General features: G+C 67.4%; 14 protein-coding genes. 3 read left to right on the forward strand and 11 right to left on the reverse strand.

Annotated features, from left to right (window positions below):
• Window positions 1-31: 31 nt before the first annotated feature.
• From treY to P2869_RS18350, 8 genes are all read right to left on the reverse strand, one after another.
• Complete coding sequence (gene treY / locus P2869_RS18315; protein WP_277599086.1) at window positions 32-3,028, reverse strand: malto-oligosyltrehalose synthase; 2,997 nt, start codon at window positions 3,026-3,028, stop codon at window positions 32-34.
• The gene (malQ, locus tag P2869_RS18320; protein WP_277599087.1) at window positions 3,025-5,304 is read right to left on the reverse strand and encodes a 4-alpha-glucanotransferase; all 2,280 of its coding nucleotides are present in this window, start codon (window positions 5,302-5,304) and stop codon (window positions 3,025-3,027) included. Before malQ ends, treY begins: the two co-directional genes overlap by 4 nt.
• On the reverse strand, window positions 5,301-7,223 hold the full coding sequence (gene treZ / locus P2869_RS18325; protein ID WP_277599088.1) for a malto-oligosyltrehalose trehalohydrolase: 1,923 nt from the start codon (window positions 7,221-7,223) through the stop codon (window positions 5,301-5,303). The genes malQ and treZ overlap by 4 nt, the downstream gene beginning before the upstream one ends.
• 33 nt (window positions 7,224-7,256) lie before the next feature.
• Window positions 7,257-9,518, reverse strand: coding sequence for a glycogen debranching protein GlgX (gene glgX, locus P2869_RS18330; protein ID WP_277599089.1), 2,262 nt, complete (start codon window positions 9,516-9,518; stop codon window positions 7,257-7,259).
• Window positions 9,519-9,626: 108 nt separating this feature from the next.
• Window positions 9,627-11,843 (reverse strand): 1,4-alpha-glucan branching protein GlgB, encoded by a 2,217-nt coding sequence (gene glgB, locus P2869_RS18335; protein WP_277599090.1) that lies wholly within the window; start codon window positions 11,841-11,843, stop codon window positions 9,627-9,629.
• Complete coding sequence (gene treS, locus P2869_RS18340; RefSeq protein ID WP_277599091.1) at window positions 11,836-15,327, reverse strand: maltose alpha-D-glucosyltransferase; 3,492 nt, start codon at window positions 15,325-15,327, stop codon at window positions 11,836-11,838. Before treS ends, glgB begins: the two co-directional genes overlap by 8 nt.
• Window positions 15,324-19,070 carry a maltotransferase domain-containing protein gene (locus P2869_RS18345; RefSeq protein WP_277599092.1) on the reverse strand — a complete coding sequence of 1,249 codons (3,747 nt, stop codon included), beginning with the start codon at window positions 19,068-19,070 and terminating at the stop codon, window positions 15,324-15,326. Before P2869_RS18345 ends, treS begins: the two co-directional genes overlap by 4 nt.
• 463 nt (window positions 19,071-19,533) lie before the next feature.
• A complete protein-coding gene (locus P2869_RS18350) occupies window positions 19,534-20,190 on the reverse strand; it encodes a DUF1345 domain-containing protein (RefSeq protein WP_277599093.1) in 657 nt (218 codons plus the stop codon).
• Between the two features lie 290 nt (window positions 20,191-20,480).
• Here P2869_RS18350 and P2869_RS18355 point away from each other — a divergent pair, with 290 nt between their 5' ends.
• Window positions 20,481-21,218: a metallophosphoesterase gene (locus tag P2869_RS18355; RefSeq protein ID WP_277599094.1), complete on the forward strand. Its 738-nt coding sequence runs from the start codon at window positions 20,481-20,483 to the stop codon at window positions 21,216-21,218.
• A gap of 79 nt (window positions 21,219-21,297) precedes the next feature.
• Here P2869_RS18355 and P2869_RS18360 read toward each other — a convergent pair whose 3' ends face one another.
• Window positions 21,298-22,005 (reverse strand): RES family NAD+ phosphorylase, encoded by a 708-nt coding sequence (locus P2869_RS18360; RefSeq protein ID WP_026121138.1) that lies wholly within the window; start codon window positions 22,003-22,005, stop codon window positions 21,298-21,300.
• Window positions 22,002-22,439: an MbcA/ParS/Xre antitoxin family protein gene (locus tag P2869_RS18365; RefSeq protein WP_277599095.1), complete on the reverse strand. Its 438-nt coding sequence runs from the start codon at window positions 22,437-22,439 to the stop codon at window positions 22,002-22,004. The genes P2869_RS18360 and P2869_RS18365 overlap by 4 nt, the downstream gene beginning before the upstream one ends.
• 178 nt (window positions 22,440-22,617) lie before the next feature.
• Between P2869_RS18365 and P2869_RS18370 the strand changes: the two genes are divergently transcribed.
• Window positions 22,618-23,160 (forward strand): hypothetical protein, encoded by a 543-nt coding sequence (locus tag P2869_RS18370; protein WP_277599096.1) that lies wholly within the window; start codon window positions 22,618-22,620, stop codon window positions 23,158-23,160.
• Window positions 23,161-23,326: 166 nt separating this feature from the next.
• Here the strand turns inward: P2869_RS18370 and P2869_RS18375 are convergent, their stop codons facing one another.
• A complete protein-coding gene (locus P2869_RS18375; protein WP_277599097.1) occupies window positions 23,327-24,190 on the reverse strand; it encodes a LysR substrate-binding domain-containing protein in 864 nt (287 codons plus the stop codon).
• A gap of 97 nt (window positions 24,191-24,287) precedes the next feature.
• Between P2869_RS18375 and P2869_RS18380 the strand changes: the two genes are divergently transcribed.
• A complete protein-coding gene (locus tag P2869_RS18380; protein ID WP_126879277.1) occupies window positions 24,288-24,671 on the forward strand; it encodes a tautomerase family protein in 384 nt (127 codons plus the stop codon).
• Window positions 24,672-24,798: the final 127 nt, after the last annotated feature.

Here is a 24,798-nt window from a genome sequence, read left to right on the forward strand (position 1 = left end):
GCCTCAAACGCCCCGCCTCAAACGCCCAGCCTCAGGCACCCGGCACACCGTCTTCCAGCAGCACCGCTACTGGCATGGCCGCCAGCGCATCGCGCAGATAGAGCAGGCCGTCGCCGTTCACCTTCTGCGCAGCCGGGCTCAGCAGATCCATCAGCGTGCGCGACGCGAGCCCCGCGGGCATGTCGACGGCCGTGTCTTCCCACTTCGCCGGCTCCACCAGCGGCAGCCCCGCGCCGCCATCCAGCAGCGGCGCCGCGAGGCGCGTGCAGATCACCACCACATAGCCGTTGCCGTGCTGACGCACGAACGCGATGGCGCGCTTCGCATGCGTGCCGCGCACCGTGAGCGGCAGATAGACGCCGGTGCCGAGCACCTCCGGCATCTGCGCGCGCAATGCGAGCAGCCGCTGCACGACGCCGAGTTTCACGTGTCCGTTGCGCCACGCGTGCAGTTGTTCCGAGGGTGGCGTGGTCGCGAGCGCGGCGGCGCGCGCCGCAAAGTCCACAGGGCGGCGATTGTCGGGGTCGACGAGACTGAAGTCCCACAGTTCGGTGCCCTGATAGAGGTCAGGCACGCCTGGCGACGTGAGTTGCAGCACGGTCTGTTGCAGGCTGTTCACGGCGCCGGCCGGCGCGATGCGTTCCACGAAATCGCACAGCTCGCGCAGGAAGCCGTCGCGCCGCTGGGGCGCAAGAATGTCGAACAGGAAGTCGCGGCAGGCGCGTTCGAAGGCTTCGTCGGGCGCGTACCAGCTGGTGCGCTGCTTCGCTTCGCGCAGCGCCTTCAATTGCCACTGCGCCGTGCGCTCGGCGAGTTCGCGAATGCCGTTTTCGTCGTCGGCTGCGAGCCCTGGCGGCCAGCAGCCCACCAGCGTTTGATAGAGCATGGCTTCCGCCGCGGGTCCGGGCACCCAATGCTGCGGATCGGGGACGTTGCCGGCTGTATCGGGCGCCGGGGCCGCAGATACCGCGCCGCTTTCGACAAACCGTCGCAGCGGCGCGTTGACCGTTGACCAGCGGCGCAGCGCAGCGCCCCATTCGGGCGCGAGTTCGCTCAGCACCGCGAGCCGCGCACGCACGTCTTCGCCGCGCTTGTGATCGTGCGTGGAGGTGGCCAGCATCGCGTGCGGAAAACGGCGGCGTCGCTCCTGATTGGCGGCATGAAACTGCTCGACCGTGATGGAGAAGTCGCCCGCATCCGCGCCCACTTCGTTGCGCGAAAGCAGCCGGCCGTAGCGATAACCCGCTGTGTCTTCGATCGCCTTCGCGGCGAGCGGCGCGGTGAGTTGCGAGAACAACGTGAGCGCGGTGCGCTGCGAGGAGAGCGCATGACTGAGCGTCGCGACCGTGGGGACGGGCGGCGCCGCGGGCCGCGGTTTTTGCTCGACCGCTGGAGCGGGTGACTGGGCCGGCGGTTGCGTCTGCACGTGAGACTGGGACGAGCCCGCAGCCGCAGCCGGCCGATGACCGCGCCCATCGCGTCCATCACGTCCATCGCGCTCCGCTTCCCGCGCATTCCCCCCGAGCCACTCGTCCACACGCGCCAGCACCTCGTGGTCGCCGCGCGAGAGCATACGTTTCGCCCCTTCGCGCGCTTTCGCGAACCACTCGTTGTCGGCGTTGGTGCGCAGGCCGCTTTGGGGGTAGATGCGATAGACGGGGAAATGCACCGCGAGCGCGGCGACCACGCGGCGAATCGCGGCGAACGTGAAGTCGCGCGTGGTCGGATGGTCGCGTGCGATGCGGTGCAGCGCGCGCGTGGCGCGGTCCAGTTCAGCCGAGAGGTGCTCGGCGAGTATCTGCCGCCGCGCGGCGATGGCCTCGTCGGCGAACGAGGGCGACGCGCCCGTCAGTTCCGCCCAGGTCGCCGCGAGCGGCGCGGCGCCGTCCGGATCGTGGAGCAGCGAGCCGACGTCGTTCATGAAGTCGTAGCCCGTCGTGCCGTCCACGGGCCAGTCGTCGCGCAGCCGCTCGCCGCGCCCGAGAATCTTTTCCACCACGATGTACGGATGGTTGCCGCGCAGATCGACCAGCCGCTGCCGCAGGCGCTGGCAGTATTCGCGCGGCTCGGCGAGCCCGTCCACGTGGTCGATGCGCACACCGTCTATCAGCCCCTGTTCGTAGAGCCGGAACACGAGCGCGTGCACGGCTTCGAACACTTCCGGCCGCTCCACGCGCACGGCGGCGAGCGTGCTGATGTCGAAGAAGCGCCGCCAGTTCACTTCGTCAGACGCCGTGCGCCACCACGCGAGCCGGAAATACTGGCGTTCGAGCAATCGATGCAGCCGCTCGCGCGACGCCACCGCCGTGGCCGCGAACGCTTCGAGCGCAGGCTCGAACGCAGCGGCACCGTGTTGCGCCGCGAACGTGCGCAGCGCTTCGCGCCCGGCCGCGGCCCGCGGATGATCGTCGGGCTGCGTGGTGAGTCCATCGAACGCTTGCGCGAGCGCGGTCAGTTCGGCGTTGTCCGTAGCGGCTTGAAGGATCGACGCGTAGTCCACCGGGCAGATGGGGCACAGGTTGTCCCCGTACACCGCGTGAAACCGGCCGCTGTCGGCATCGAAGCGCAACGCAATGCGTCCGGCCTCCAGCTCCACGCCGTAGGGCGCGCCCAGGCACGGCATCAGCACCTTGCCGCGCAGCGCCGGGTCCGGCGAATGCCAGTCGATGTCGAAGTAACGCGCGTAGGCGCTATGCCGCCCCCACTCGAGCACGTCGAGCCACCACGCGTTGTGGCTGCCGCCAATGCCCATGTGGTTCGGCACGATGTCGATGACGAGCCCCATGCCGCGCTCGCGCAGCTTCGCGACGAGGCGCTTCAGCCCGGCTTCGCCGCCCAGCTCTTCGCTGACCTGGCTGTAGTCCACGGTGTCGTAGCCGTGCAGCGAGCCGGGCCGCGCGGTCGTGATGGGCGACGCGTAGAGGTGGCTCACGCCCAGCGCGGCGAAGTAATCGAGGTGCTTCCCGGCGTCGTCGAAGGTGAAGCCGGCATGGAACTGGAGGCGAAGGGTGGCGCGTGGGACAGTCATGATCGGTCAGGGGAGGGCGCCGACGGCGCGGGTGGTGCGGGTGTGGCTGACACGGCTGACGATGCCGGCGTCGCCTCGCGGCTCGCGGCACGGGCGCGGTCGACGGCGAGCAGGCGGTCGGAGAACGTCTCGTCGTCGAACATTTCGTCGACGGGCACGGCGAGGCGCCGGCGCCAGTTTGGATGCTCGTCGATGGAGCCGGGCAGGTTGGGCTGGTCCGCGAGCGCGAGCAGGTCTTCAAGCGGATACGTGACGAGCGGGCAGCGCGTGGCGGCCACGAACGCGAGCGCTTCGTCGAGCGGCGCCTCGCCCACGGGCGGCGCGGGCACGTCCGGGGCGGCGACGCCCGCGTGCTGGAACGCGGACCAGAGTGCGTCGCGGTCCGCCGCACGTTCCTCGCGCGCGAGTTGCACGGGGTCGCGACCATCGGGCCGCGGCGCGGTTTGTCCGATGCGGTGCCGCCAGTCGATGTCCGTTCCGCTCCACCAGCCGCACACGGTGGGCAGATCGTGCGTCGTGGTGGTGGCCACGCCGTTGGCATCCCACTGCGCGGGCGACATGAAGCGAGAACCGTCGCGCTCGAACCACAGCACGCGGATGCCGGAGAGCCCGCGTTCGGCGAGCCGCTCGCGAAAGCCCGGCGGCACCGTGCCCAGGTCTTCGCCGATCACGACGGCGCGATGCCGCCACGATTCGAGCGCGATGAGCCGCAGCAGGTCGCCGAGCGGATAGCGCAGGTAGGCCCCGTTGCGCGCGCTATCGCCCTCGGGCACGAGCCACAGCCTGCGCAACCCGAGGATATGGTCGATGCGCACGCCACCCGCGTGAGCGAACGCGGCGCGCAGCATGTCGATGAAGGCGCGAAAGCCCTGCGTGCGCATGGCGCGCGGCGAGAACGTGGTGAGCCCCCACGACTGCCCGGCCTGGTTGAAGAGGTCGGGCGGCGCGCCCACGGAGACGCCTTGCAGCATGTCCTCAGGCCACGACCACGCGTGGCTGCCGGCGCTGTCGCATCCCACGGCGAGGTCCGCGATCAGACCGATGGCCATGCCTGCGTCGCGCGCCGCGTGCTGCGCGTGCGAGAGGCCCTTTGCCGCGAGCCATTGCAGGAAGAGATGGAAGTCCACTTCGCTGCGATGCTCGCTCGCGAAGGCGTCCACTTCGGGCGCACGCGGATTGCGCAACGCTTCGGGCCAGTCGCGCCAGTGGTGCGGGCCGCTGCTGCGGTTGCCGCTGCCGTTGCCGTTGCGTTCATGGGCCGCAAGCTGCGCCGCGTGCAGCGCTTCGAACCGCGCGTGATCTTCGAGCGCCCGTCCGCCTTGCGTGCAGAAGTCCTCGAATTCGCGGGCGCGCGGCGAACCGTGCGTGCGCTCTTCAGTACAGAACCGCTCGAACAGCGCGCGCAGCACGCGCAGCTTGTTGCGTACCGCGGGCGGCCAGTCGATGAGCGGCAGCGCTTCGAGCGCGGCGCGTTCGTCCGCAGCATGCACCCTGGCGATGGCCGCTTGCGCCGCCTCTGTGCCGAACACCGCGGCGGGGTCGATGTGCGCCACGTTGAGCCACAACCGCGACGACGGCGCGTAAGGGCTGAAGCGCTGCGGCTCGGCGCTGAACATCGCGTGAGTGGGGCTGATGGCGAGCGCCTGCGCGCCGCGCTTCGCGCTCTCTATCGCAAGCGTCGCGAGCGCCGTGTAGTCGCCTACGCCGCCATCGTCCGCGCGGCGCAAGCCATAAAGCTGCGCCGCGATGCCCCAGAGCGGCGGCGCATGCGCGACCTCGCCGTGCAGCGCGCGCCAGGCGTCGGCCACCGTGTGGCAGCGCTGCGGCGCCACGGCGAGCGTGATGCGCGTGTCGTTGAGCAGCAGGCTGTGATACCCCGGCTCGCCGATGGGCGCGAGCAACGGCGCCTCGCCTCGCGGCGCCGTGAACCGTCCGTCGATCACGGCGCCGCTTTCCAGTTCGATGCGGTAATGGCTGCCCGACTTCACGCCGGCCACGGGCAGCGCGACGGCGCGGTCGCAGTCCACGGAGATGAGCGGCGGCAGCTTGCGTCCCGCGTTCTCCGCTTCGAGCGCGGCGGCACTCTGGCGAATCTGCGCGGCGTTCGAGCACGGCAAGCCGATGCGTTCGAGCAGCACCGCCAGCGTCGGTTCGGGCACGCGTTGCGAATGACCATGCGCGTCGGACCATTGCACCTCGAAGCCCGCCGCTTCGGCGAGCTGCGCAATCGTGGTGACGGTGCCGGCCGTACCGTTCGTGCGTCGTGCAGATGTCACGTGTTGGGCTCCCCGGGTTCGGCGCGCCGGGCGTCGTGGCCCAATGCGTATTCGCAGACGTCGCCGGTGAGCCACGCCACGCAGGCATACGCGGGCAACGCGTGGTCGCGCACGTGATCGCGGGCGCGCGGCGGCGTTTCGAAGATCACCTTGCCCGCGGGCAATTCGGCAAGCGGCACGTCGTCGTCGCCCAGGTTTAGCGCGAGGGTCAGCGTTTCGCCGTCGGAGAGGCGCCAGCGCGCGATGACAGCAGGCGCTTCGTTGCCGTCGCGTGTCTTGAGTACGCTGGCGCCCGCGGTCTTCGCATGAGCGAGCCGCGGCGTAATCAGCTTCGCGCGCACCGCGAGCGCCGACTTGTAGAAGTGCATCCATTCGAGCCGTTCGCCGCTTGCATGCGCGACCGGGTCGCCGCGCGGCGGCGACGAGGCCGCGAACGTGGCGGGGTCGTTCGGGTCGGGAATCTGCGCGCGGCGTTCGGGATCGGCGAACGCGGAGAAGCGCGCGAACTCGCGGCGCCGGCCTTCGCGCACAGCGCTCGCAAGTTCGCCGGTGTAGTCGGTGAAGAACAGGAACGGCTGCTTCGATCCGTACTCCTCGTCCATGAAGAGCAGCGGAATCTGCGGCGAAAGCAGCATCAGCGCCGTGGCGGCCCGCACGGGGTCGTCCTGGCAGAGCATGCGCAGCCGTTCGCCGAATGCGCGGTTGCCGATCTGATCGTGGTTCTGCAAAAACATCACGAACGCCGTGGGCCGCAGGTGGCCGCTCGGCTCGCCGCGCGGGGCGCCGTCGTGCGCGGGCGAGGGGTCGCCCTGATACGCGAAGCCTTCGCCCAGCACGCGCGCGAGCTTGCGCGCCGGGGCCTCGGCATACGACTGGTAGTAGCCCTCCGTCTCGCCGGTCAGCATGACGTGCAGCACGTTGTGCGCGTCGTCGTTCCACTGGGCGTTGAAGTGCGATTCGAGCAGGCTCGCGTGATTGCGCTCGTTTTCCAGCACGAGATGCACGTGGCGGCCAGGCTCCACACGCGCGTGAACGTGATCGGCGAGCTCGCGCAGCCACTCGTCGTTATCGATGGCGTGCACGGCGTCGATGCGCAGTCCGTCGAAGCGGTATTCGTTGAGCCAGTAGAGCGCGTTCTCGCAGAAGAAATCGCGCACCTCCATGCGGTCGAAGTCGATGGCCTGGCCCCACGGCGTCTGCGAGCCGTCCTTGAAGAACGGCTTGGCGTATTGCTGGAGGTAATTGCCGTCCGGACCGAAGTGGTTGTAGACCACGTCGAGAAACACCATGAGGCCCAAGCCATGCGCCGCGTCGATGAGCGCCTTGAGGTCCTCGGGCCGCCCGTAGGCCGAATCGGGCGCGTAGGGCAGCACGCCGTCGTAGCCCCAGTTGCGCGCGCCAGGAAATTCGTTGAGCGGCATGAGTTCGATGGCGGTCACGCCCACTTCCGCGAGCGCCGCGAGCCGCTTCGTCACGCCCGCGTAACCGCCCAGCGTACCCACGTGCAGTTCGTAAAGCACCGTCTCTTCCCAGGGCCTGCCTTGCCAGTGTGCGTGCTGCCAGTGGTATGCGCGCGGGTCGATTACTTCGCTCGGGCCATGCACGTCCTGCGGCTGGAAGCGCGAGGCCGGGTCGGGTATCGCCAGCTCGCCGTTGATGCGGTAGCGATACAGCGTGCCTGCGCCGCACGCCGTTTCGGCTTCGAACCAGCCGTTGCCGGCCGGCTGCATATCGACCAGCGCAGCATCACCGCTGCCATTGCAGCCGCCTTCCAGCTGCAACTGCACCGACTCGCACGACGGCGCCCACAGACGAAAGCGCGTGTGCGGCTCGTCGCTGCCGGCGCCCACGAGCTGCGCGCCGAGCGGCAGGCAATGCGCGTAGCGGCGCGTGTTGGGATCCATCGCAGATTCGGACATGATTCATCCCATCGTGTGTTTGCTGCGAGGCGCCTACGCCTCGTGCGGCGGTTCGTTGCGGTGGCTGATGGGCGGCGGCGCGTGACCGTCGTCTGTATCGTCGGGCGAGAGCGTGCCGGGGTCGGGCGGCAGGGCGGTCAGCAATCGTTCGCCATGCTGGGCACCCGGCATCCAGCCTGTCTGCCAGTCCGCGTCGCCTGATGGCCGCGCGCCCAGCACGACCATCGTGTGCGCGGCCACCTTGAGTTCCGTCGCGCCGAGCGGTCGCTCCGGCGCCTCGGGTTCCGCCGTATCCAGCAGCACGTGCCATTCCAGATGCGGCGGGGGCGGCGTGAACGTGAGCGCGTCGCCCGATGCGTTGAGCATCATGAGCAGCACTTCCGTTTCGCCGTCCAGTGCCTGGCCCGCGCGGCGCAGCGTGAACGCGCGCCCTTCGGGGTCCTGCCAGGCTTCGATCGAAAGCGGGTCGCCGCGTTCGTCGAACCAGCCGATGTCGTAGACGCCCGGCAGCACTTCGCGGTCGCCGAACAGAAAACGCGTTTCGCGCAGTAGCGGGTGGTTCTTGCGCAGCGCAACGGCACGCGCGACGAACACCGTCATCTTGCGTCCTTCGTCGGAGGCGGCAAGCGACCAGTTGTACCACGACAGCGCGTTGTCCTGACAGTACGCGTTGTTGTTCCCTTGCTGCGTTCGGCATGCTTCGTCACCGGAGAGCAGCATCGGCGTGCCGAGCGCGATCAACAGCGTCGCGAGCATGGATCGCGACACGCGTTCGCGCGTTTCGCGCACCGCGGGGTCGTCGGTGGCGCCTTCGGCGCCCCAGTTCGCGCTCCAGTTTTCGTTGTGGCCGTCGTTGTTGCCTTCGCCGTTCGCCTCGTTGTGCTTGTGCGTGTAGGAAACCAGGTCCGTCAGCGTGAAGCCGTCGTGCGAGGTGACGAAGTTGACCGACGACCACGGCTTGCGAAAGCGCCGGTTGAAGAAGTCCGCGGAGCCCGTGAGCCGCGCGGCGAGATCGGGCCGCTGGCCGGGGTCGCCGCGCCAGTAGCGCCGCACGCTGTCGCGAAAGCGGTCGTTCCATTCCCCGAAGCCGGGCGGCAGATTGCCCAGCTGATAGCCGCCGGGACCGATGTCCCACGGCTCCGAGATGAGCTTGCATTGCGAGAGCACCGGGTCTTGGCGCAGCACGTCGAAGAAGCCGGAGCCCGGGTCGAAGCCCGTGGACTCGCGGCCCAGCGTCACGCCCAGGTCGAAGCGAAAGCCGTCCACGTTGTACGAGGTAGCCCAGTAGCGCAGTGAATCCATCACCATCTGCAACACGCGCGGATGCGAGAGATTGAGCGTGTTGCCGCAGCCCGTGTCGTTGATATGGTGCCGTTCGTCGCCGGGAATGAGCCGGTAGTAGCTCGCGTTGTCGAGCCCGCGCCAGCACACCGTGGGCCCCAGTTCGTTGCCTTCGCACGTGTGGTTGTAGACCACGTCGAGAATGACCTCGATGCCGGCCGCATGCAGTTGCCGGATCGCGATGCGCATTTCGTCGGGATGATGCGTGGAGAGATAGCCGGGCTCCGGCGCGAAGAACGCCGCGGTGTTGTAGCCCCAGTAGTTGTGCAGGCCGCGCGCCACGAGAAAGCGGTCGTGCAGGAACGCATGCACGGGCATCAACTCCACGGCGGTCACGCCCAGCTTTTGCAGATGCTCGATCACGCCCGGCGCCGTCAGGCCCGCGAAGGTGCCGCGCTCGTGAGGACGCAAATCTTCGCGCTGCATGGTGAGGCCGCGCAGGTGCGTCTCGAGAATCACGCTGCTGCCCCACGGCACGTTGGGACGCGCGTCATGCGACCAGTCGAAGGTGCTGTCGTCCACCACGCATTTGGGCATGGCGGGCGCGGAGTCGCGGCGGTCGACGGAAAGGTCCAGCCGGTTCGAATGCACGCGATAGCTGAAGAGCGCGTCAGACCAGCGGAACTGGCCGACGAGGCGCCGCGCATACGGGTCCAGCAGCAGCTTGTGCGGATTGAAGCGGTGGCCGTGCTGCGGCTGATACGGACCATGCGCGCGAAACCCATACACGGTGCCCGGATGCGCGCCGGGCAAATAGCCGTGCCACACCTCGTCCGTGCATTCGGGCAGCGTGTAGCGCGAGATTTCCTTGCGGCCCGTGGGATCGAACAGGCACAGCTCGATGCGCCACGCGTTCGCCGAGAAGACCGCGAAGTTGGTGCCGAGTCCGTCCCAGGTGGCTCCGAGCGGGTAAGGCGCACCCGGCTGAAGCCGGTCCGGCAGGATGTTCGACATGAACCCGATTTCCTCTTGTCAGTTGTTCAGTTGTTCAGTGGGCGGCGCTTCGGTGTAGCGCGTGCGTCGCTTGTGTCTTGCCTGTTCTGTGTTCAGAAAAGCCCGCCTTCACGGCTGTGCACGCAACACGATGGTGGCGAGCGGCGGCAGAACGAGCGCGGCGGACTGCGGCTTGCCGTGGCTCGCAATGTCCTGCGTGACCACGAGCCCGGCATTGCCCATGTTCGATCCGCCGTACAGGGCCGCGTCGGTGTTGAGCACTTCGGCCCAGTGGCCCGCGCGCGGCAGGCCCACGCGGTAGCCCTCGCGCGGCACCGGCGTGAAGTTGCAGACGGTCACGATCTCGCGGCCCGCGCCGTCCACGCGGCGCCAGGCGAACACGCTGTTTGCCGTGTCGTCGCCGATGATCCATTCGAAGCCGCCCGGGTCGCTATCCAGTGCGTAGAGCGCCGGCTCGTCGTGATAAAGGTGGTTGAGGTCGCGCACGAGCTTCTGCACGCCGCGATGCAGCGGGTCGTCGAGCAGATGCCAGTGCGGCGAGCCGTCGTGATCGAACTCGGCCATCTGCGCGAACTCGCCGCCCATGAAGAGCAGCTTCTTGCCGGGATGCGTCCACATGAAACCGAAATACGCGCGCAGATTCGCGAAGCGCTGCCAGCGGTCCCCCGGCATCTTCCCGAGCAGCGACCCTTTGCCGTGCACCACCTCGTCGTGCGAAAGCGGCAGCACGAAGCGCTCCGAATACGCGTAGACCATGCCGAAGGTCATGTTGTGATGGTGGTAGCGCCGGTACACCGGGTCTTCGTGCATGTAGTGGAGCGTGTCGTGCATCCAGCCCATGTTCCATTTGAAGTCGAAGCCGAGGCCGCCGTCTTCGATGCGCGACGTGACGCCCGGCCACGCCGTGGATTCCTCCGCCACCGTAATCGCGCCGGGCGCGCCCGGCACGTAGCGCACCTCGTGGTTGAGCCGCTTGAGAAACGCGATGGACTCCAGGTTCTCGCGCCCACCATAGATGTTCGGGACCCACTGGTCCGCTGCACGCGAGTAGTCGCGATAGAGCATGGACGCCACCGCGTCCACGCGCAGCCCGTCCACGTGATAGCGCTTGAGCCACGCGAGCGCCGACGCCACCAGGTGCGCACTGACCTCGTTGCGGCCGAGGTTGTAGATCATCGTGTTCCAGTCCTGGTGATAGCCCTCGCGCGGATCGGCGTGCTCGTAGAGCGGCGTGCCGTCGAACGAGACGAGGCCGTGCGGGTCGTTCGGAAAATGCGCGGGCACCCAGTCGAGAATCACGCCGAGCCCTTCTTCGTGAGCGAGATTCACGAAGGCCGCGAACTGCTCCGGCGAGCCGAACCGCGCGGAAGGCGCGAACTGCGAAAGCGGTTGATAGCCCCAGGACCCGCCGAACGGATGCTCGGCAATGGGCAGGAATTCGATGTGCGTGAAGCCCATGCTCTTCGCGTACGGAATGAGCCGCTCCGCAAGCTCGGGCCACGTGAGCCCGCGCCGGTCTTCCTCGTTCACGCGCAGCCACGATTCGGGATGGACCTCGTAGATGGTCAACGGCTGCTGCGCGTTCTGCCGCGCGCCGCGCGACTGCATCCATTCATGATCGGTCCAGGCAAAGCCGTCGATCTCGTCCACCTTCGCCACTACCGAACCCGTGGCGGGCGGCCGTTCGGTCTGCATGGCGCACGGGTCGGCCTTGAGCGGCAGCGGATAGCCTTCGCGCGAGAGCAGCTCGTACTTGTAGCGCGCACCGGCCGCGACGCGCGGCACGAACAGTTCCCAGACGCCCGCGTTGTGCCGCAGCCGCATGGGGTGGCGGCGCCCGTCCCACGAGTTGAAGTCGCCCACCACGGAAACGCGCCGCGCGTTCGGCGCCCACACCGCGAAGCGCACGCCCGGCACGCCGTCGATTTCCATGGGACGCGCGCCCAGGCATTCGAGCACCGCATACGGGTCGCCGTGCGCGAGCCGCTGCAAGGGTTCGTCGCCGAGTATCGGGCCGAACGAGTACGTGTCTTCGATTTCCTGCTCGACGCCGTGCCAGTCGATACGCAGCCGGTACGGCACGGCTTCTTCCACGAAGCCTGCGAAGAGGCCGTTCGGATGAAGCGGCGCGAGTTCGCCGATCACGCGGCCGTCGGCGCGCGCAATCACCGTGACGCGCGCCGCGTTGGGCAGCATCGCACGCACGGCGGGACCGTTGTCGGTCCAGTGCAGGCCGAGTTGCGAGAACGGATCGGGATGGCGGGCGTCGACAATCGCTTCGACATCTACCGCGTGCAGGCCGGCAGAGGGATCGCGTTCACTCATGATCGCCTCCGCTGGGCGTGACCGGCGTGACGACGCCAGACGAGGAGGCATCGCCTGCCGCCCCCGTATCGCCTAGCACGCGGCTCGCAATGGCGGCGAGCCCGCGTACCGGCAGGCCGATCCACGTGGGACGGTTGGCCGCCTCGTAGCGAATCTCGTAGGCCGCCTTGCCGATCAGGAACAGGTCCAGCAGCGGCTGCTCGTGCGCTGCGGAAACGAGCGGAATGCGCGACTCTGCCACTGCCGCGCGATAGTGGCTGAGGAAGCTCTCCATGGCGTAGCCGCGGAATCGTTCGAAGAGCGCGCGTTTGCGGTCGGCAGTCTGTTGCGGCGCGCTTTCCGTAGTGGGTTGCGCCGCCGCGCTCGCATACGAGAACGAGCGCAACAGCCCCGCCACGTCGCGCAGCGGACTCGATTTGTCGCGCCGTTCTTCGAGCGGGCGCGCCGGCTCGCCCTCGAAGTCGATCAGCCACGCATCGCCCTGGGCCACCAGCACCTGGCCCAGGTGGAAGTCGCCGTGAATGCGCGTGCGCCATGCCACGGCGTCGAGCGGCACCAGGTTGGCGACGGCCTCGGTGAGTGCCGCGCGGCGGTCCATGAGGCTTTGCGCGATTTCGCGCGTGTCGGGCGAAAGCGTGCCGTTCGGGCCGAGTTGCTGGGCGAGCACATCGAGCGCGCCCGCCAGCATGGTCTGCGTGTCTTCTATCCACGCGGCGATGTGTTCGGGCTTCGCGGGCTCGGGCGCGAAGGCGGGGTCGTCGGTGGGCGCGGCCAGCGCGACGTGCAACTCGCCCAGACGCTTGCCGATAGCGCCCGCAAACGCGCGGTAGCCTTCGATCGCTTCGTCCTGGGTACCCGTAATGGGCTCGCCGTCACTGCCGTTGGCTGCGGCGAGCGCGAGTTCGTCGATGGTGCGGCGCAGGTAGTCGAGCGCCCAGTTCCACGCGTCGCCCTGATTGTCGATATAGCCCTGCAGGATGGCGAGCGTATGCGGCACGCCCTGCGGGTCCACGCGCACCACCTCGCCATAGAGCGGCGGCGTGTTCGCGTAGCCCACGTGCGTGAGGTAGCGGCTCATCTCCGCTTCGGGGTGCACGCCCGGCATCAGGCGCCGCACGAGTTTGAGCACGGCGGTGTCCGCAATCACGAGCGAGCTGTTGCTTTGCTCCGCGGCGAGCCAGCGCACCTCGGGCATCTCGCCCAGCGCGTCGAGTTCGCTGAAGCGCTCGCTCGGAACGAAGCGGATTTCGCTCTTCTGCACCGTGGGCACGACCGCGTGCTGGCGCAGTTTGCGCAGCACGCCGTGCGCGAAGAGCGGCAGCGCGAACGCGTCCGTGAGATGGCCGATGGTCCGCCCGCGGCGCACGCGCGCGAGCGCCAACTGGATGTGCAGCGGCGTGGTGGTGTCCATGCCCCAGGTGATGGCGATGGGCAGCACGTAGCGCTCGGTGTGGTCGCCGAGGTCCGCTTCGATCTCCGTGAACGCGAAGCCGCCTTCGGGAATCGTGGTGAGCGCGGCGAGGCGCACGCCGCGCAGCTTCTGGTCTTTCGACGCGAACCAGCGGCGCCGCGAGAGCCACGACGGCAGCACTTCGGATTCGAGCAGCCGGATGTTTTCGGGCGTCGCGCCGGTCTGACCTTCGCGAATCACCACGGTGACGAATTCGGGCAACTGTTCCGACATGGGCTGGCTCCACGCGGGCCGCTGGTCGCCCGTGCAGAGCTGGAACCACAGGAAGCCGTAGGGCGGGAAGGTCAGCAGATATGGCAACTGACCGATGGCCGGAAACACCGAATCGGCGGTCATTTCGATGGGCACCATGCCGGAGAACTCGGAGAGGTCGAGTTCCACGGCCTGCGGTGCACGCGAAAGGTTGGCCACGCACAGGATGGGCGGCTCGTCCGGCATCTCGCGCAGGTACGCGAGGATCTTGCGGTTGTTCGGGCGCAGAAAGCGCAGCGTGCCGCGCCCGAACGCCTGCTTCGCGCGGCGCGTGGCGAGCATGCGGCGCGTCCAGTTGAGCAGCGAATGCGGGTCGCGGCTCTGCGCTTCCACGTTCACGGCGTCGAAGCCGTAGAGCGAGCCCATTACGGGCGGCAGTACCAGTTGTTCGGGGTCGGCGCGCGAGAATCCGCCGTTACGGTCGGACGACCATTGCATCGGCGTGCGCACGCCGTCGCGGTCGCCCAGGTGGATGTTGTCGCCCATGCCCAGTTCGTCGCCGTAGTAGATGACGGGCGTGCCGGGCATGGAAAACAGCAGCGAATTGATGAGTTCGATGCGGCGGCGGTCGCGCTCCATGAGCGGCGCAAGCCGCCTGCGAATGCCGAGGTTCAGGCGCGCGCGGCGGTCGCTCGCGTAGGTGTTCCAGAGATAGTCGCGCTCGGAGTCGGTGACCATCTCCAGCGTGAGTTCGTCGTGATTGCGCAGGAAAATGGCCCACTGGCAGGTGGGCAGCAGATCCGGCGTCTGCTTCATGATGTCGATGATCGGGAAGCGGTCTTCGCTCGCAATCGCCATGTAGATGCGCGGCATGAGCGGGAAGTGGAACGCCATGTGGCATTCGTCTTCGTTGCCGAAATACTCCTGCACGTCTTCCGGCCACTGGTTCGCCTCGGCGAGCAGCATGCGGTTGGGGTATTCGGCGTCGATGGTCGCGCGAATCTTCTTCAGGATGGCATGCGTTTCCGGCAGGTTCTCGTTGGTGGTGCCTTCGCGTTCCACGAGATACGGCACGGCGTCGAGCCGCAGCCCGTCGATACCCATGTCGAGCCAGAAGCGCATGATCTGCAGCACTTCGCGCATCACGGCCGGATTGTCGAAATTGAGGTCGGGCTGATGCGAGTAGAAGCGGTGCCAGTAGTAGGCGCCGGCCACCGGGTCGTGCGTCCAGTTGGAGGGCTCGGTGTCGATGAAGATGATGCGCGTGCCGGCGTACTTCGTATCGTTGTCGGACCACACGTAGTAGTTGCGATGATTCGAGCCGGGCCGCGCGCGGCGCGCGCGCTGGAACCACGGATGCTGGTCCGAGGTGTGATTGATGACCAGTTCCGTAATGACGCGAATGCCGCGCGCGTGTGCCTCCTGGATGAAGCGGCGCACGTCCGAGAGATGCCCGTAGTCCGGGTGCACGTTGCGATAATCGGCGATGTCGTAGCCGTCGTCGCGGCGCGGCGACGGGTAGAACGGCAGCAGCCAGATCGCGGTGACGCCCAGCCCCGCGATGTAGTCGAGCTTCGCGAGCAGCCCCGGGAAGTCGCCCACGCCGTCGTTGTTCGAATCGAAGAACGACTTCACGTGCACCTGGTAGATCACCGCGTCCTTGTACCAGAGCGGGTCGTTGGAAAGCTGCGAGGGGTGGCCGCGACGCGCCTTGCTTGCGCCGGCTTGCCGCGCTTCTGCCGCCACGGACTGCGGTTGCGTTTCGACGGCGCCGGCGGCGCGGACCTGCAACGTACCCGCAGGAGTGTCGTCACGTTTCATGTCGCACCTTCGTTCGGGAAATTCGGGCTGAGTTCGGGGTGGCGGGTGAGGTCGGCGGCTTCTGGTTCGACCGGTTCGATGCGCGGCAAACCTTGCGCCGGCTCGATGCGCCAGATCGCAAAGGGCCGCCTGCCGGGATCGAGCCTCACGTGCTGCCAGCGTCCGTGCCATTCGAAGTGCTCGCCGCTCGTTTCCTCCACCACCTTCAAGCGGGCGTGATCGTCCAGATGCCAGTGGTGGAACGTGTGCCACGAGAGTTCGAAATCGGCGCCCTGCTCGTTGAACGGGTCGAGGTTGATCGCGACGACGATCACGTTGTCGCGTGCCTCGGTGGCCTTCTCGAAACACAGAATGTGCTCGTTGTGCGCGGGCAGGAACGTGATGCCCAGGTGCGTGTGCAGCGCCGGATTGGCGCGGCGCACACGGTTGAGCGCGGCGATTTCGGCCACGATGTTGCCGGGCCGGTTCCAGTCCCACGCGCGCAGCTGGTACTTCTCGGAATCCAGATATTCCTCGCTGTTGGGCAGCGCGCGCGACTCGCAGAGTTCGAAGCCGCTGTACACGCCCCACAGGCCCGAGAGCGTGGCGGCCAGCGCCGCGCGAATCAGAAAGCCTGAGCGCCCCGACGACTGCAAATGCCGTGGGTTGATGTCCGGCGTGTTGACGAAGAAGTTCGGCCGGAAGAATTCGCGCACTTCGGTCTGCGTGAGTTCGGTGAGGTATTCGGTGAAGTCGCGCTTCGACTCGCGCCATGTGAAGTACGTGTACGACTGCGAGAAACCGATCTTCGCGAGCCGGTACATCAAGCGCGGGCGCGTGAACGCTTCGGAGAGAAAGAGCACGTCGGGGTGACGCGCGCGCACGTCGCCGATCATCCATTCCCAGAACGGCAGCGGCTTCGTGTGCGGATTGTCCACGCGGAAGATGCGCACGCCCGCGTCGATCCAGAACAGGATCACGTCGCGCAGCGCGAGCCACAAGTCGGGCTTCGCGTCGTGCGCGTAGAAGTCCGGGTTCACGATGTCCTGGTACTTCTTCGGCGGATTTTCCGCGTAGCGCAGCGTGCCGTCCGGGCGCCACGCGAACCACGTGGGATGTTCCCCGAGCCACGGGTGATCCGGCGAGCACTGAATCGCGAAATCCAGCGCGATTTCGAGGCCGTGCGCGTGCGCGGCGGCCAGCATGCGACGAAAGTCGTCGAGCGTGCCCAGTTGCGGATGCACGGCGGTGTGGCCGCCTTCCGCTGCGCCGATCGCGTAAGGGCTGCCTACGTCGCCGGGCTCAGCGTTGAGCGTGTTGTTGCGGCCCTTGCGGTTGGCAAGGCCAATGGGATGAATGGGCGGGAAGTACAGCACGTCGAAGCCCATGTCGCGAATGCGCGGCAGCTTGGCGATGACGTCGTCGAAGGTACCGTGGCGCGATTCGTCGTCGCTCATGGAGCGCGGGAAGATCTCGTACCAGCTGGCAAAGCGGGCTTCGGCGCGTTCGGCGTCGATGCGATAGACGAGCGGATCGCGCGAGAGGAACGGCCGGTGGCGCGCCGCCGCAACGGCCGCTGCTGTGACGGGGGCGAGCAGCAGGTCGCGGCGGTCGTCGCCATGCGCCTTCGCGTAGTGCTTGACGATGCGTTCGAGTGCGGCGGTGTCCGCGCCTTCGGCCGTCTCCGCTTCGGCCAGCACGAGCGCGAGCAGATGCGCACCTTCCTGCAACTCGAGATCGATGGACTGGCCCGCGTTCAGCTTCTTCTGCACATGGTCGACGAGCGAGGCGAAGTCGTCGCGCCACGCGATCACGGTGAATTCGTGACGGCCTACGCGTTCAAGCGGAATGCGGGCGGTCCAGAGGTCCGTGCCCGCGGGCTGGGCGGCGGTCATGGGCGCTTCGTGCCAGGCGGTTTCGTCGGCGGCGCGCCAGATGACGGCGGCGGCGATACGGTCGTGACCTTCCGCGAAGATCGCGGCCTTCACCTCGACGCGTTCGCCCACCACGCGCTTCGCGACGAAGCGGCCGTGATCCACGGCGGGCGACACGCTTTCGATGGCGATGCGCGGCGCGGCGATGGCGTCGAGCACGGTCTTGTGGCCGCTCTTGCGGTCCTTCGGCTTGTCGAGCGGCGGCGCGAGATTCACGGGCGGGTCGGCCACCGCGGCGAACAACCGGCATGCGCCGGCCGCGAGCGTGAATGCGGCGAGCGGCTGCGGCATGGGGGTGGTGTTGGCCTGGCGGGGCGCCTCGACGTTGGCCTTGGTCTTCGTCGACAGCTGCGCGGTGCTGGCGACGTTGGCGCCCGAGATCTTTGTCTTCGACGCTTTGCTTGTTGCCGCGGCCTTGTTTGCGGCCTCTTTGTTCGGCATTGCGGTGTGCGTGGGCGGCGCGTCGGTGGCGGACTGCGATTGCCGTTGCGACTGCGATGCGCGTGTCGATTGTTCGGGCACGGCCGTTGTATCGGTATCGGCGTCGGTGGCGGGCTGCTGGCCTGCGCATGCGCCACGCGCCGACGCCACGGCGTCGAGCGAAAGAAATCGCGTGAAGGCGCCGGGCACACCATCCAGAAAGCGCGCGGGATCGGCGTGGACCGGCGCGGCCAGTTCGGGATTCACCACGATCAGCACCGCTTCCTGCGCGTCTCGCAAGTCGGCGTGGTCGCCGCGCAGTAACGCCGCGACCGGTGCACCTGGGCTGCTCAACAGGCGTAGCTCGCCGCTCGTATCCAGCGCCAGGGTGTCGCGCTGCAAGGCGTTGGCGTGCGTCACGTGCGTGGAGAGGTCGAACGGTGCGTTCGTGCACGCGTGTGCGAAGTGGCCGGCGCTGCCGCGTGTGAACGCGATGGGCTCGGCGACGCCGTACTCGAAGCCCATCGGCATGAGCCAGCCCGTGCCAACCGATGCGGCCGTGTACAGCGCGCGGCGATACGCGCGCTCGACGATGCTCGCGTCCGCGGCATCCGCGAAGTCGTTGCGCAGGCGCGTGCCGTACGGTGCTTCGGGAAACGCAATGGGCGCGGCGACGCGGCGCAGCGCGGCGTGTTCTTCGGTGAGCCAGCTCGAACGATAGTCCCACCAGCGCAGCGACGAAAACACGCTGTCGAAACCCACGCCTTCCAGCGCGGCCACGTCATGACGCGCAAGCCCTGGTGTGGCCGCGAGAAAACGCATGGACGGCACGCGCGCACGCGCTTGCCGGATCAGACGCCGCCACACCGCAGCCGGCACGCAATGCGGCGAGTCGAAACGAAAGCCGCCCACGCCCGCTTCGCCCAGCGCGATCAACTGCTGCGTCCACCAGTCCACGAGCGGACCTTCGCCGCTCGCGGTGCTCGCGCTGAAATTCGCGTAGGCAACGTTGTCGTCGCGATGACCGTGACGCGGGTCGAGCCGCGCTTCCTCGGCCTCGAAGGGATGAAACCAGTCGGCGTGAGCGGCGAACAACGCACCGTCTGCGGCCACGCGATCGATCGCGAGATCGGCGAGCAGCGTGAGGCCGTGTTCGCTTGCGGCATCGGCGAGTTCGCGCAGTGCTTCCGTGGCGGGCTGCACTGTGTCGAAAACGGGATGAAGGCGCGCGTGATCGCCGACGATCAGCGCATGTCCTGCCCGGCCTGGCTGGAACAATCCGCCGATCAGGACGTGGTCGAACCCGAGCGCGGCGGCATGGGCGAACTGGGCAGGCCACGCTTCGAATGGCCCGACAAGAACGGAGTGAGCGAAGTAGATACGCGGCGCATAGGCGTGGGGAAATTCCATCGGTCGTATCCCAGTTTCTTCGTGCGGTGTGGATGCACAGCGTGCGATCACAACGCCTGTTGGGCTTCCAGGGAGGCGAGCCCGCGCACTGCCCGGGGCCGTGCGCGTACTCGTCAAATGTAGTTCATACAACGGCGTGTCGCCGGAGCATTTCCGACCGTATTTGCGGCTGCCGGTGGGCTCCTTCGGCAGCGTTGAGACAGCAAGGGACGTGCCAAAGCATTCGCGCGCAGAGGCACGGGAGCCACGCACGAGCGAGTGGCCTTCGCCGTGCAAGGGGCGTCAAAGGCCGGGATGGAATGGATGGGAGCGGAAAGAAGGCGCGTGAGCGAACGTCGCGCGGTAAAACTGGCGCAGCCAGGGCGCGTTTTACACGGGCCGCCGGCCCACGCCGGTGATCTGTCGGTGACCTGCCGGTGACCCGCTGGTGGCCTGCTGGTGACCCGTTACGCGTCGCCGCGCTTTACGAGCCCAGCAGACCGGCCGCGATGTTCACGCACAGGCCGAGCACGGCGACGTTGAAGTAGAACGAGAGCAAGGCCTGCGCGAGCACGGCGCGGCGCATGCTGCTGCCGCGCAGACCGATGTCGGCCGTCTGCGAAGCCACGGCAATGGTGAACGAGAAGTACAGGAAGTCCCAGTAGTCCGGCTCGGGGTTGTCTTCGGGAAACGCGAGCGGCGGCTGCGGCGAATCGGAGCCGTAGAAGAGCCGCGCGTAGTGCAGCGTGAAGATGGTGGGAATCAGAAACCACGCGCCGATCAGCGTGGCGCCTGTGAGCAGATAGTGCTCGATGGTGGATGCGGTGCCGAGGTTCTTCGCAGAAGCCAGTTCGAGCACGATGGCCGCGATGCTTGCCACCGTCGCCGTGCAGACGACCGCAAGCACGATGCTGGCTTTTTCGTCGTCCTGCTGGGCGATCTCGCGCACGCGCGAGTGATGGGCGAGACCCATGTGCGTCCAGATGAGCGCGAGATAGACCCACAGGCCGCTGTCCCAGCCCACGAGCAGTCGGATCATGGGCCGTACGGTGCCGGGCACGAACAGGCCGATCACGAGGCCGACCACGATGCCGGCAACCAGACGCGGACGGTTGCGTAGCACTTGAGGGTAAAGGGTCATGGGTGCGTTGAAAGCAGAGTGTGGGGTTCAGCGAACGCAACCTGTGCCGGGCGCGGACGCGACGCGGCGATTCTAACTTGTGCGGTGCGTTGGGCGATGCATTGGGCGGCGTATCGGGGCGACACGTCGGAGCGACACATCGGAGCGACGTTCGGGGGGGCACGTATCAGGCAGGGTAGGGAAGCCTTGGCCAACAAGGCGCTTTCCGGGCTCGCGAACGCGCCGCACAGGTGGCGGGAAAAGATCGTCAGCGCGCATACGCGTTATTGGCGGCGCACTATCATTGGCAGATGACCTCCACCCTCGTTCCTGTCGTCGAGCATCACGAACGCAACCGCACAGGCCGCGACTTCGTCGTGGGCGACCTGCACGGCTGTGTGGACGCGCTGCGCTTCCTGCTGCGCGAAATCGACTTCGACCCGGCGCGTGACCGGCTCTTTTCGGTGGGCGATCTGGTGGATCGCGGCACCCAGTCGGAAGAAGCGCTCGCGCTGCTCGACAAACCCTGGTTCTACGCGGTGCTCGGCAATCACGAGGACACGTTGTGCGCCGTCGCCGAGGGCCGCCTGCCGCGGCATTACTGGTACGGCATTGGCGGCGCGTGGGGCGCGACGGTGCCCGAGGGGCGCCTCAAGCTCTACGCGCGCAAGCTGCGCACCTTGCCGCTCGCCCGTGTGGTGGGCAGCGGCGCGGACCGTTTCAACGTGCTGCACGCCGAGTTCTTCGGCGACGACATCACACTCGATGCCGGCAATTTCGACGACGACGCCCGGCAGCATCTGCTATGGGGCCGCGAGCTCGCGATGTCGATGGGCGAATCGCATCGGCAGGCGGGGCTCTCGCTCACGTATTGCGGCCACACGCCGATGCGGCAGATCCATCAGATCGGCTCGCAGGTGTTCATCGATACCGGCGCCTTCGGCCCTGGGGGCAAGCTCACCGTCGTGCAGGCGCGCACGGCGCATAGGTGGTCGGTGACTGTCGAGGCGGCGCGCGCCGAAGGCGCGGCGGAAATGGCGTTGCCTTGAGCCTTCATGGTTCTGGCTGCCTGCGCCGCGGTGTGCCCTGAGGCGGTTTTCGGTCGAATCGCGGCGGCCTCTGGCTTTCTTAGCCCACCTGGTTCAGTTCGAACACCACGTCCACAGCCTTGCCGTTCCAGTTGTATTCGAGATACGCCGCGTGATGACAGTCGCGCAGCAGCATGGTGCGTAACGCGGCGAGGCATTCCCCACCCCTATGCCGCACCGACGGATACACGATGCCCGGCGCGCCCGCCGCTCGCACGGCTCGCCCCAGCTGCTGGCCGGCCGCGTAGTCGTGCGGAGAGAGCACGGCGGGGTCGAGCCCTGCGTCCTCGTGCTTGCGCAGATCCACGACGTGGCCTTGTGCGAGCACGGTGTAGAGCCGCATTTGCTGACGCATGGGCGGCTCGGCGGTAGCGGCCAGAAACAGGCTCGTGTGATAGCGCGTTTCGGCGATGGCCGTTTCCTTCTGTTTCGCGCAATAGAACACGCCGTAGCTGCCGTCGGAAAACCGGCTGCCGAGCGGATTCAGATGCGTGAACGCCGCCATGATGGGCCCGTAGCCGGGGCCGAAGCGACGCTCCTCGCGCGGCACCAGGTCCAGTTCGCCCATTTCGGTGCGCAGGCGGTCGTTCGTCATGGCTTCGAGCGCATAGAGCGCCTCGAAGTCTTCGGGCGAGGCCACGCGGTCGAACAGGTTCACGGCAGGAAAGCGCGTGGGAATCACGCGATACGCGGGCGACCAGTCGAGCAACGCAACCGGCCAGCGGTCTTGCCAGTTCGGTGCCGTCACGCCCATCCGCCTCGCATTGCATCGAGATATTCGCGTACGGCGACGAGGTCGCTCACGTTGCCGGCCAGCATGCGGTCCAGCGCGCGCCGGCCGCCGAACGGAGGGGCGCTGTTGGGGCGCTTGACCCAGGCGTCTGCGGCGGCCGGCTGCGGCAACAGGATCTGCAAGGCTTTGTAGATGCCGAGCAGCAGCGAAAGACGTTCCAGTGTGTCGCGGCCCAGCCGTGCCGTTTGCGGCGACGCTTTCCACTTGAAGAAGGTGGAGCGGCCGGGCGAGCCGAGCAGGACGATCTGCTCGTCGGCGGACAGATCCCAGTCGCGGGCCATGTTGAAAAACGCGCGCAGGCCCGCCGCCGACATTTCCGTCAGCGAGGGCTGCGTTCCGGCACGAGCGGGTGGCGGGTCCGAACGCGTGACATGAGCGGCTCTGGACATGATGAAGTTCCGGGAGAGTCCTGAATTGAACTGTATTTGCATAATAGTCCACCTGTGGATTGTTGCAAAGAGATATTCGGTATAATCCGCGGCCCGGCATCGAAATGGGTATTCGGCCGTTTGGGTGGTGGCGGTTGGTGTGCGTGTGTATGCGTTGGTATCGGAAGGAACGGGAGGCGTGGTGAAGGCGGCAGTAGCAGTGGTAGCGGCATCGATTGCCGTGGCGGTATGGGCGATCGGCACGAGCAACGTTTGGGCGGCGGCTTCGCCGCGCTATATCGAGACCTGGAATCCGCAGGAGGCGCCATCCGCGCGCGCGGGGCAAGGCCGGCACGAGGCGCAGGTGCGGCCTGTCGCGGCGCGTCGCCGGGCAGTGTCGCAGCGGCATGTGAAGGTGCGTGTGAAGGTGCGTGTGAAGGTGCATACGGGCGTGCATGCGCATGCGGCGCAGGTTGCGCACGCAGCGCACGGGCGCGGGTCGCATGTCGAGAAACACGCCGGTCGTCTCCGTGCTCTGGGGCAGACGAGGTCGGCGTCGAGGCACGCCTCCGTCGCGCCCCACGGGCACCACGCAGCGAGCAAGACCGCGCGCACCAGCGCTAAACGGGACTCGCAGCATGCTCCTCACGGGAAGCCGAAACTCGTGGTGCAGACGCGGCCCAGCCACGCACAGGGCGCCGGCAAGCCGCAGACGCGTGAGCTGCCACCTATCCTGAGCTGAAGTCCAGCCGAGGTCCGGGTTACCGCGTGGGCGCGTTACGACGCGTTTCCGGCGGGCCTCAAGCGTTCAAACGCGTTGATTACCTGCCTAGCGCCCAGGCGACTAACCGCTCGAACAACTAACCGCTCGAACAACTAACCGCTCGAACAACTAACCGCCCAGGCGACTAACCGCCTTGCAGCCCATTCTGCAGCCCGTTCGCAATCAGCCTGAGCGTTTCGATCGACCGCTCGTCGCGCACCCGCGAATGCAGCGTGACCTGCGAATCCGGCAGGGCGGGCAGGCCGAGCCGGGCGCCGACGTCCACCAGGCCGCGCGGCGCCACGCGCCTTGCCAGCGGGGAGATGGCGAGCCCCGCCGCCACGGCCGCGCCGATGGCGGTCACGCCTCCACCAATGAAGGTCTCGGTCCACGGCACGCCCGCGCCGTCCAGCGCGCGCAGTGCCGCGGCCCGTACCGAACACGGCGCCGTGAGCAGCGCGAGCGGCAGCGGCGCGTCCGGTCGCGGCGCCCAGTCCGGCGCGCCGAGCCAGACGATCGGTTCCGTGAATAGCGGCTCGGCGTCGTCGCGTGGCGGTTCATCGCGCTCGTAACGGACGATGACCGCGTCCAGTTGCCGCTCGTCGAATCGCGCCAGCAACCCCGCCGACATGCCCATATGCAGTTCCAGCACGAGCCCCGGGTCGTGCGTGTTCAGCCGGGCGAGCAGATGCGGCAGGTTGGCGTCCGCGACATGTTCGGAAAGGCCCAGCGTGAGCTTGCGCCGCTCGATAGCGAGCGACCCCAGCGCCCGCTCGTGCGCCGAAAGCAGGTCGCGCGCGGCGGCGAGGAACGCGCCGCCTTCAGGCGACAGCTTCACCACACGCGGCGTGCGCTCCAGCAATTGCTTGCCGAGATGCCGCTCGAGCCGTTTGAGCTTGAGACTCACAGCGGATTGCGTGGTGTCGAGCGCATCGGCGGCGCGCGTGAAGCTACGCAGGTCCGCCACCAGCACGAAGGCGCGCACGGCATCGAGATCGAGAACTTTCATTTCTGTTGAAAATGGATGAAATAGGCAGCAATGCCTGTTCATTATGGATGTGCGCCCCTAAGCTGGGAAGCATCCGATCTTTCAACAGGAGGCCATCATGCCGTTCACCCGCATCGCCATTCGCGCCGGCAAGCCGGCGCCTTATCGCAAGGCGCTGGCGCAGGGCGTCCAGCGCGCGCTTGTCGCCACCTTCAACGTGCCGGAAGACGATATCTTCATGTCGATTACCGAGCATGACGAGGGCAGCTTCTTTTACGGCAAGCACTATCTCGGCATCGACCGCACTGATGATCTGGTGCTGATCCAGCTCACGGTCACCAATTCGCGCAACGAGGCGCAGAAGAAGGCGCTCTACGCGCAGATCGTGGAGAACCTGGCGAACGATCCAGGCGTGCGGCGCGAGGATGTGTTCATCAACCTCGTCGAGGTGCTGAAGGAGAACTGGTCGTTCGGTAACGGGATCGCGCAGTACGCGACGTGATGTGGGCGCGGGCTCGTTTGCGGTCTGCCGTGATGTGGACGAGGCCTGCGAGGACGAGCCAAGCTCGGCGGACGGCGTGCGTGCGCCGTCCGCCGTTCGATCGTGGATCGTTTGCCGTGAAGGCGTC

The organism is Paraburkholderia sp. SUR17, assembly GCF_029536165.1.
In the GTDB taxonomy this organism is placed as follows: domain Bacteria; phylum Pseudomonadota; class Gammaproteobacteria; order Burkholderiales; family Burkholderiaceae; genus Paraburkholderia; species Paraburkholderia kururiensis.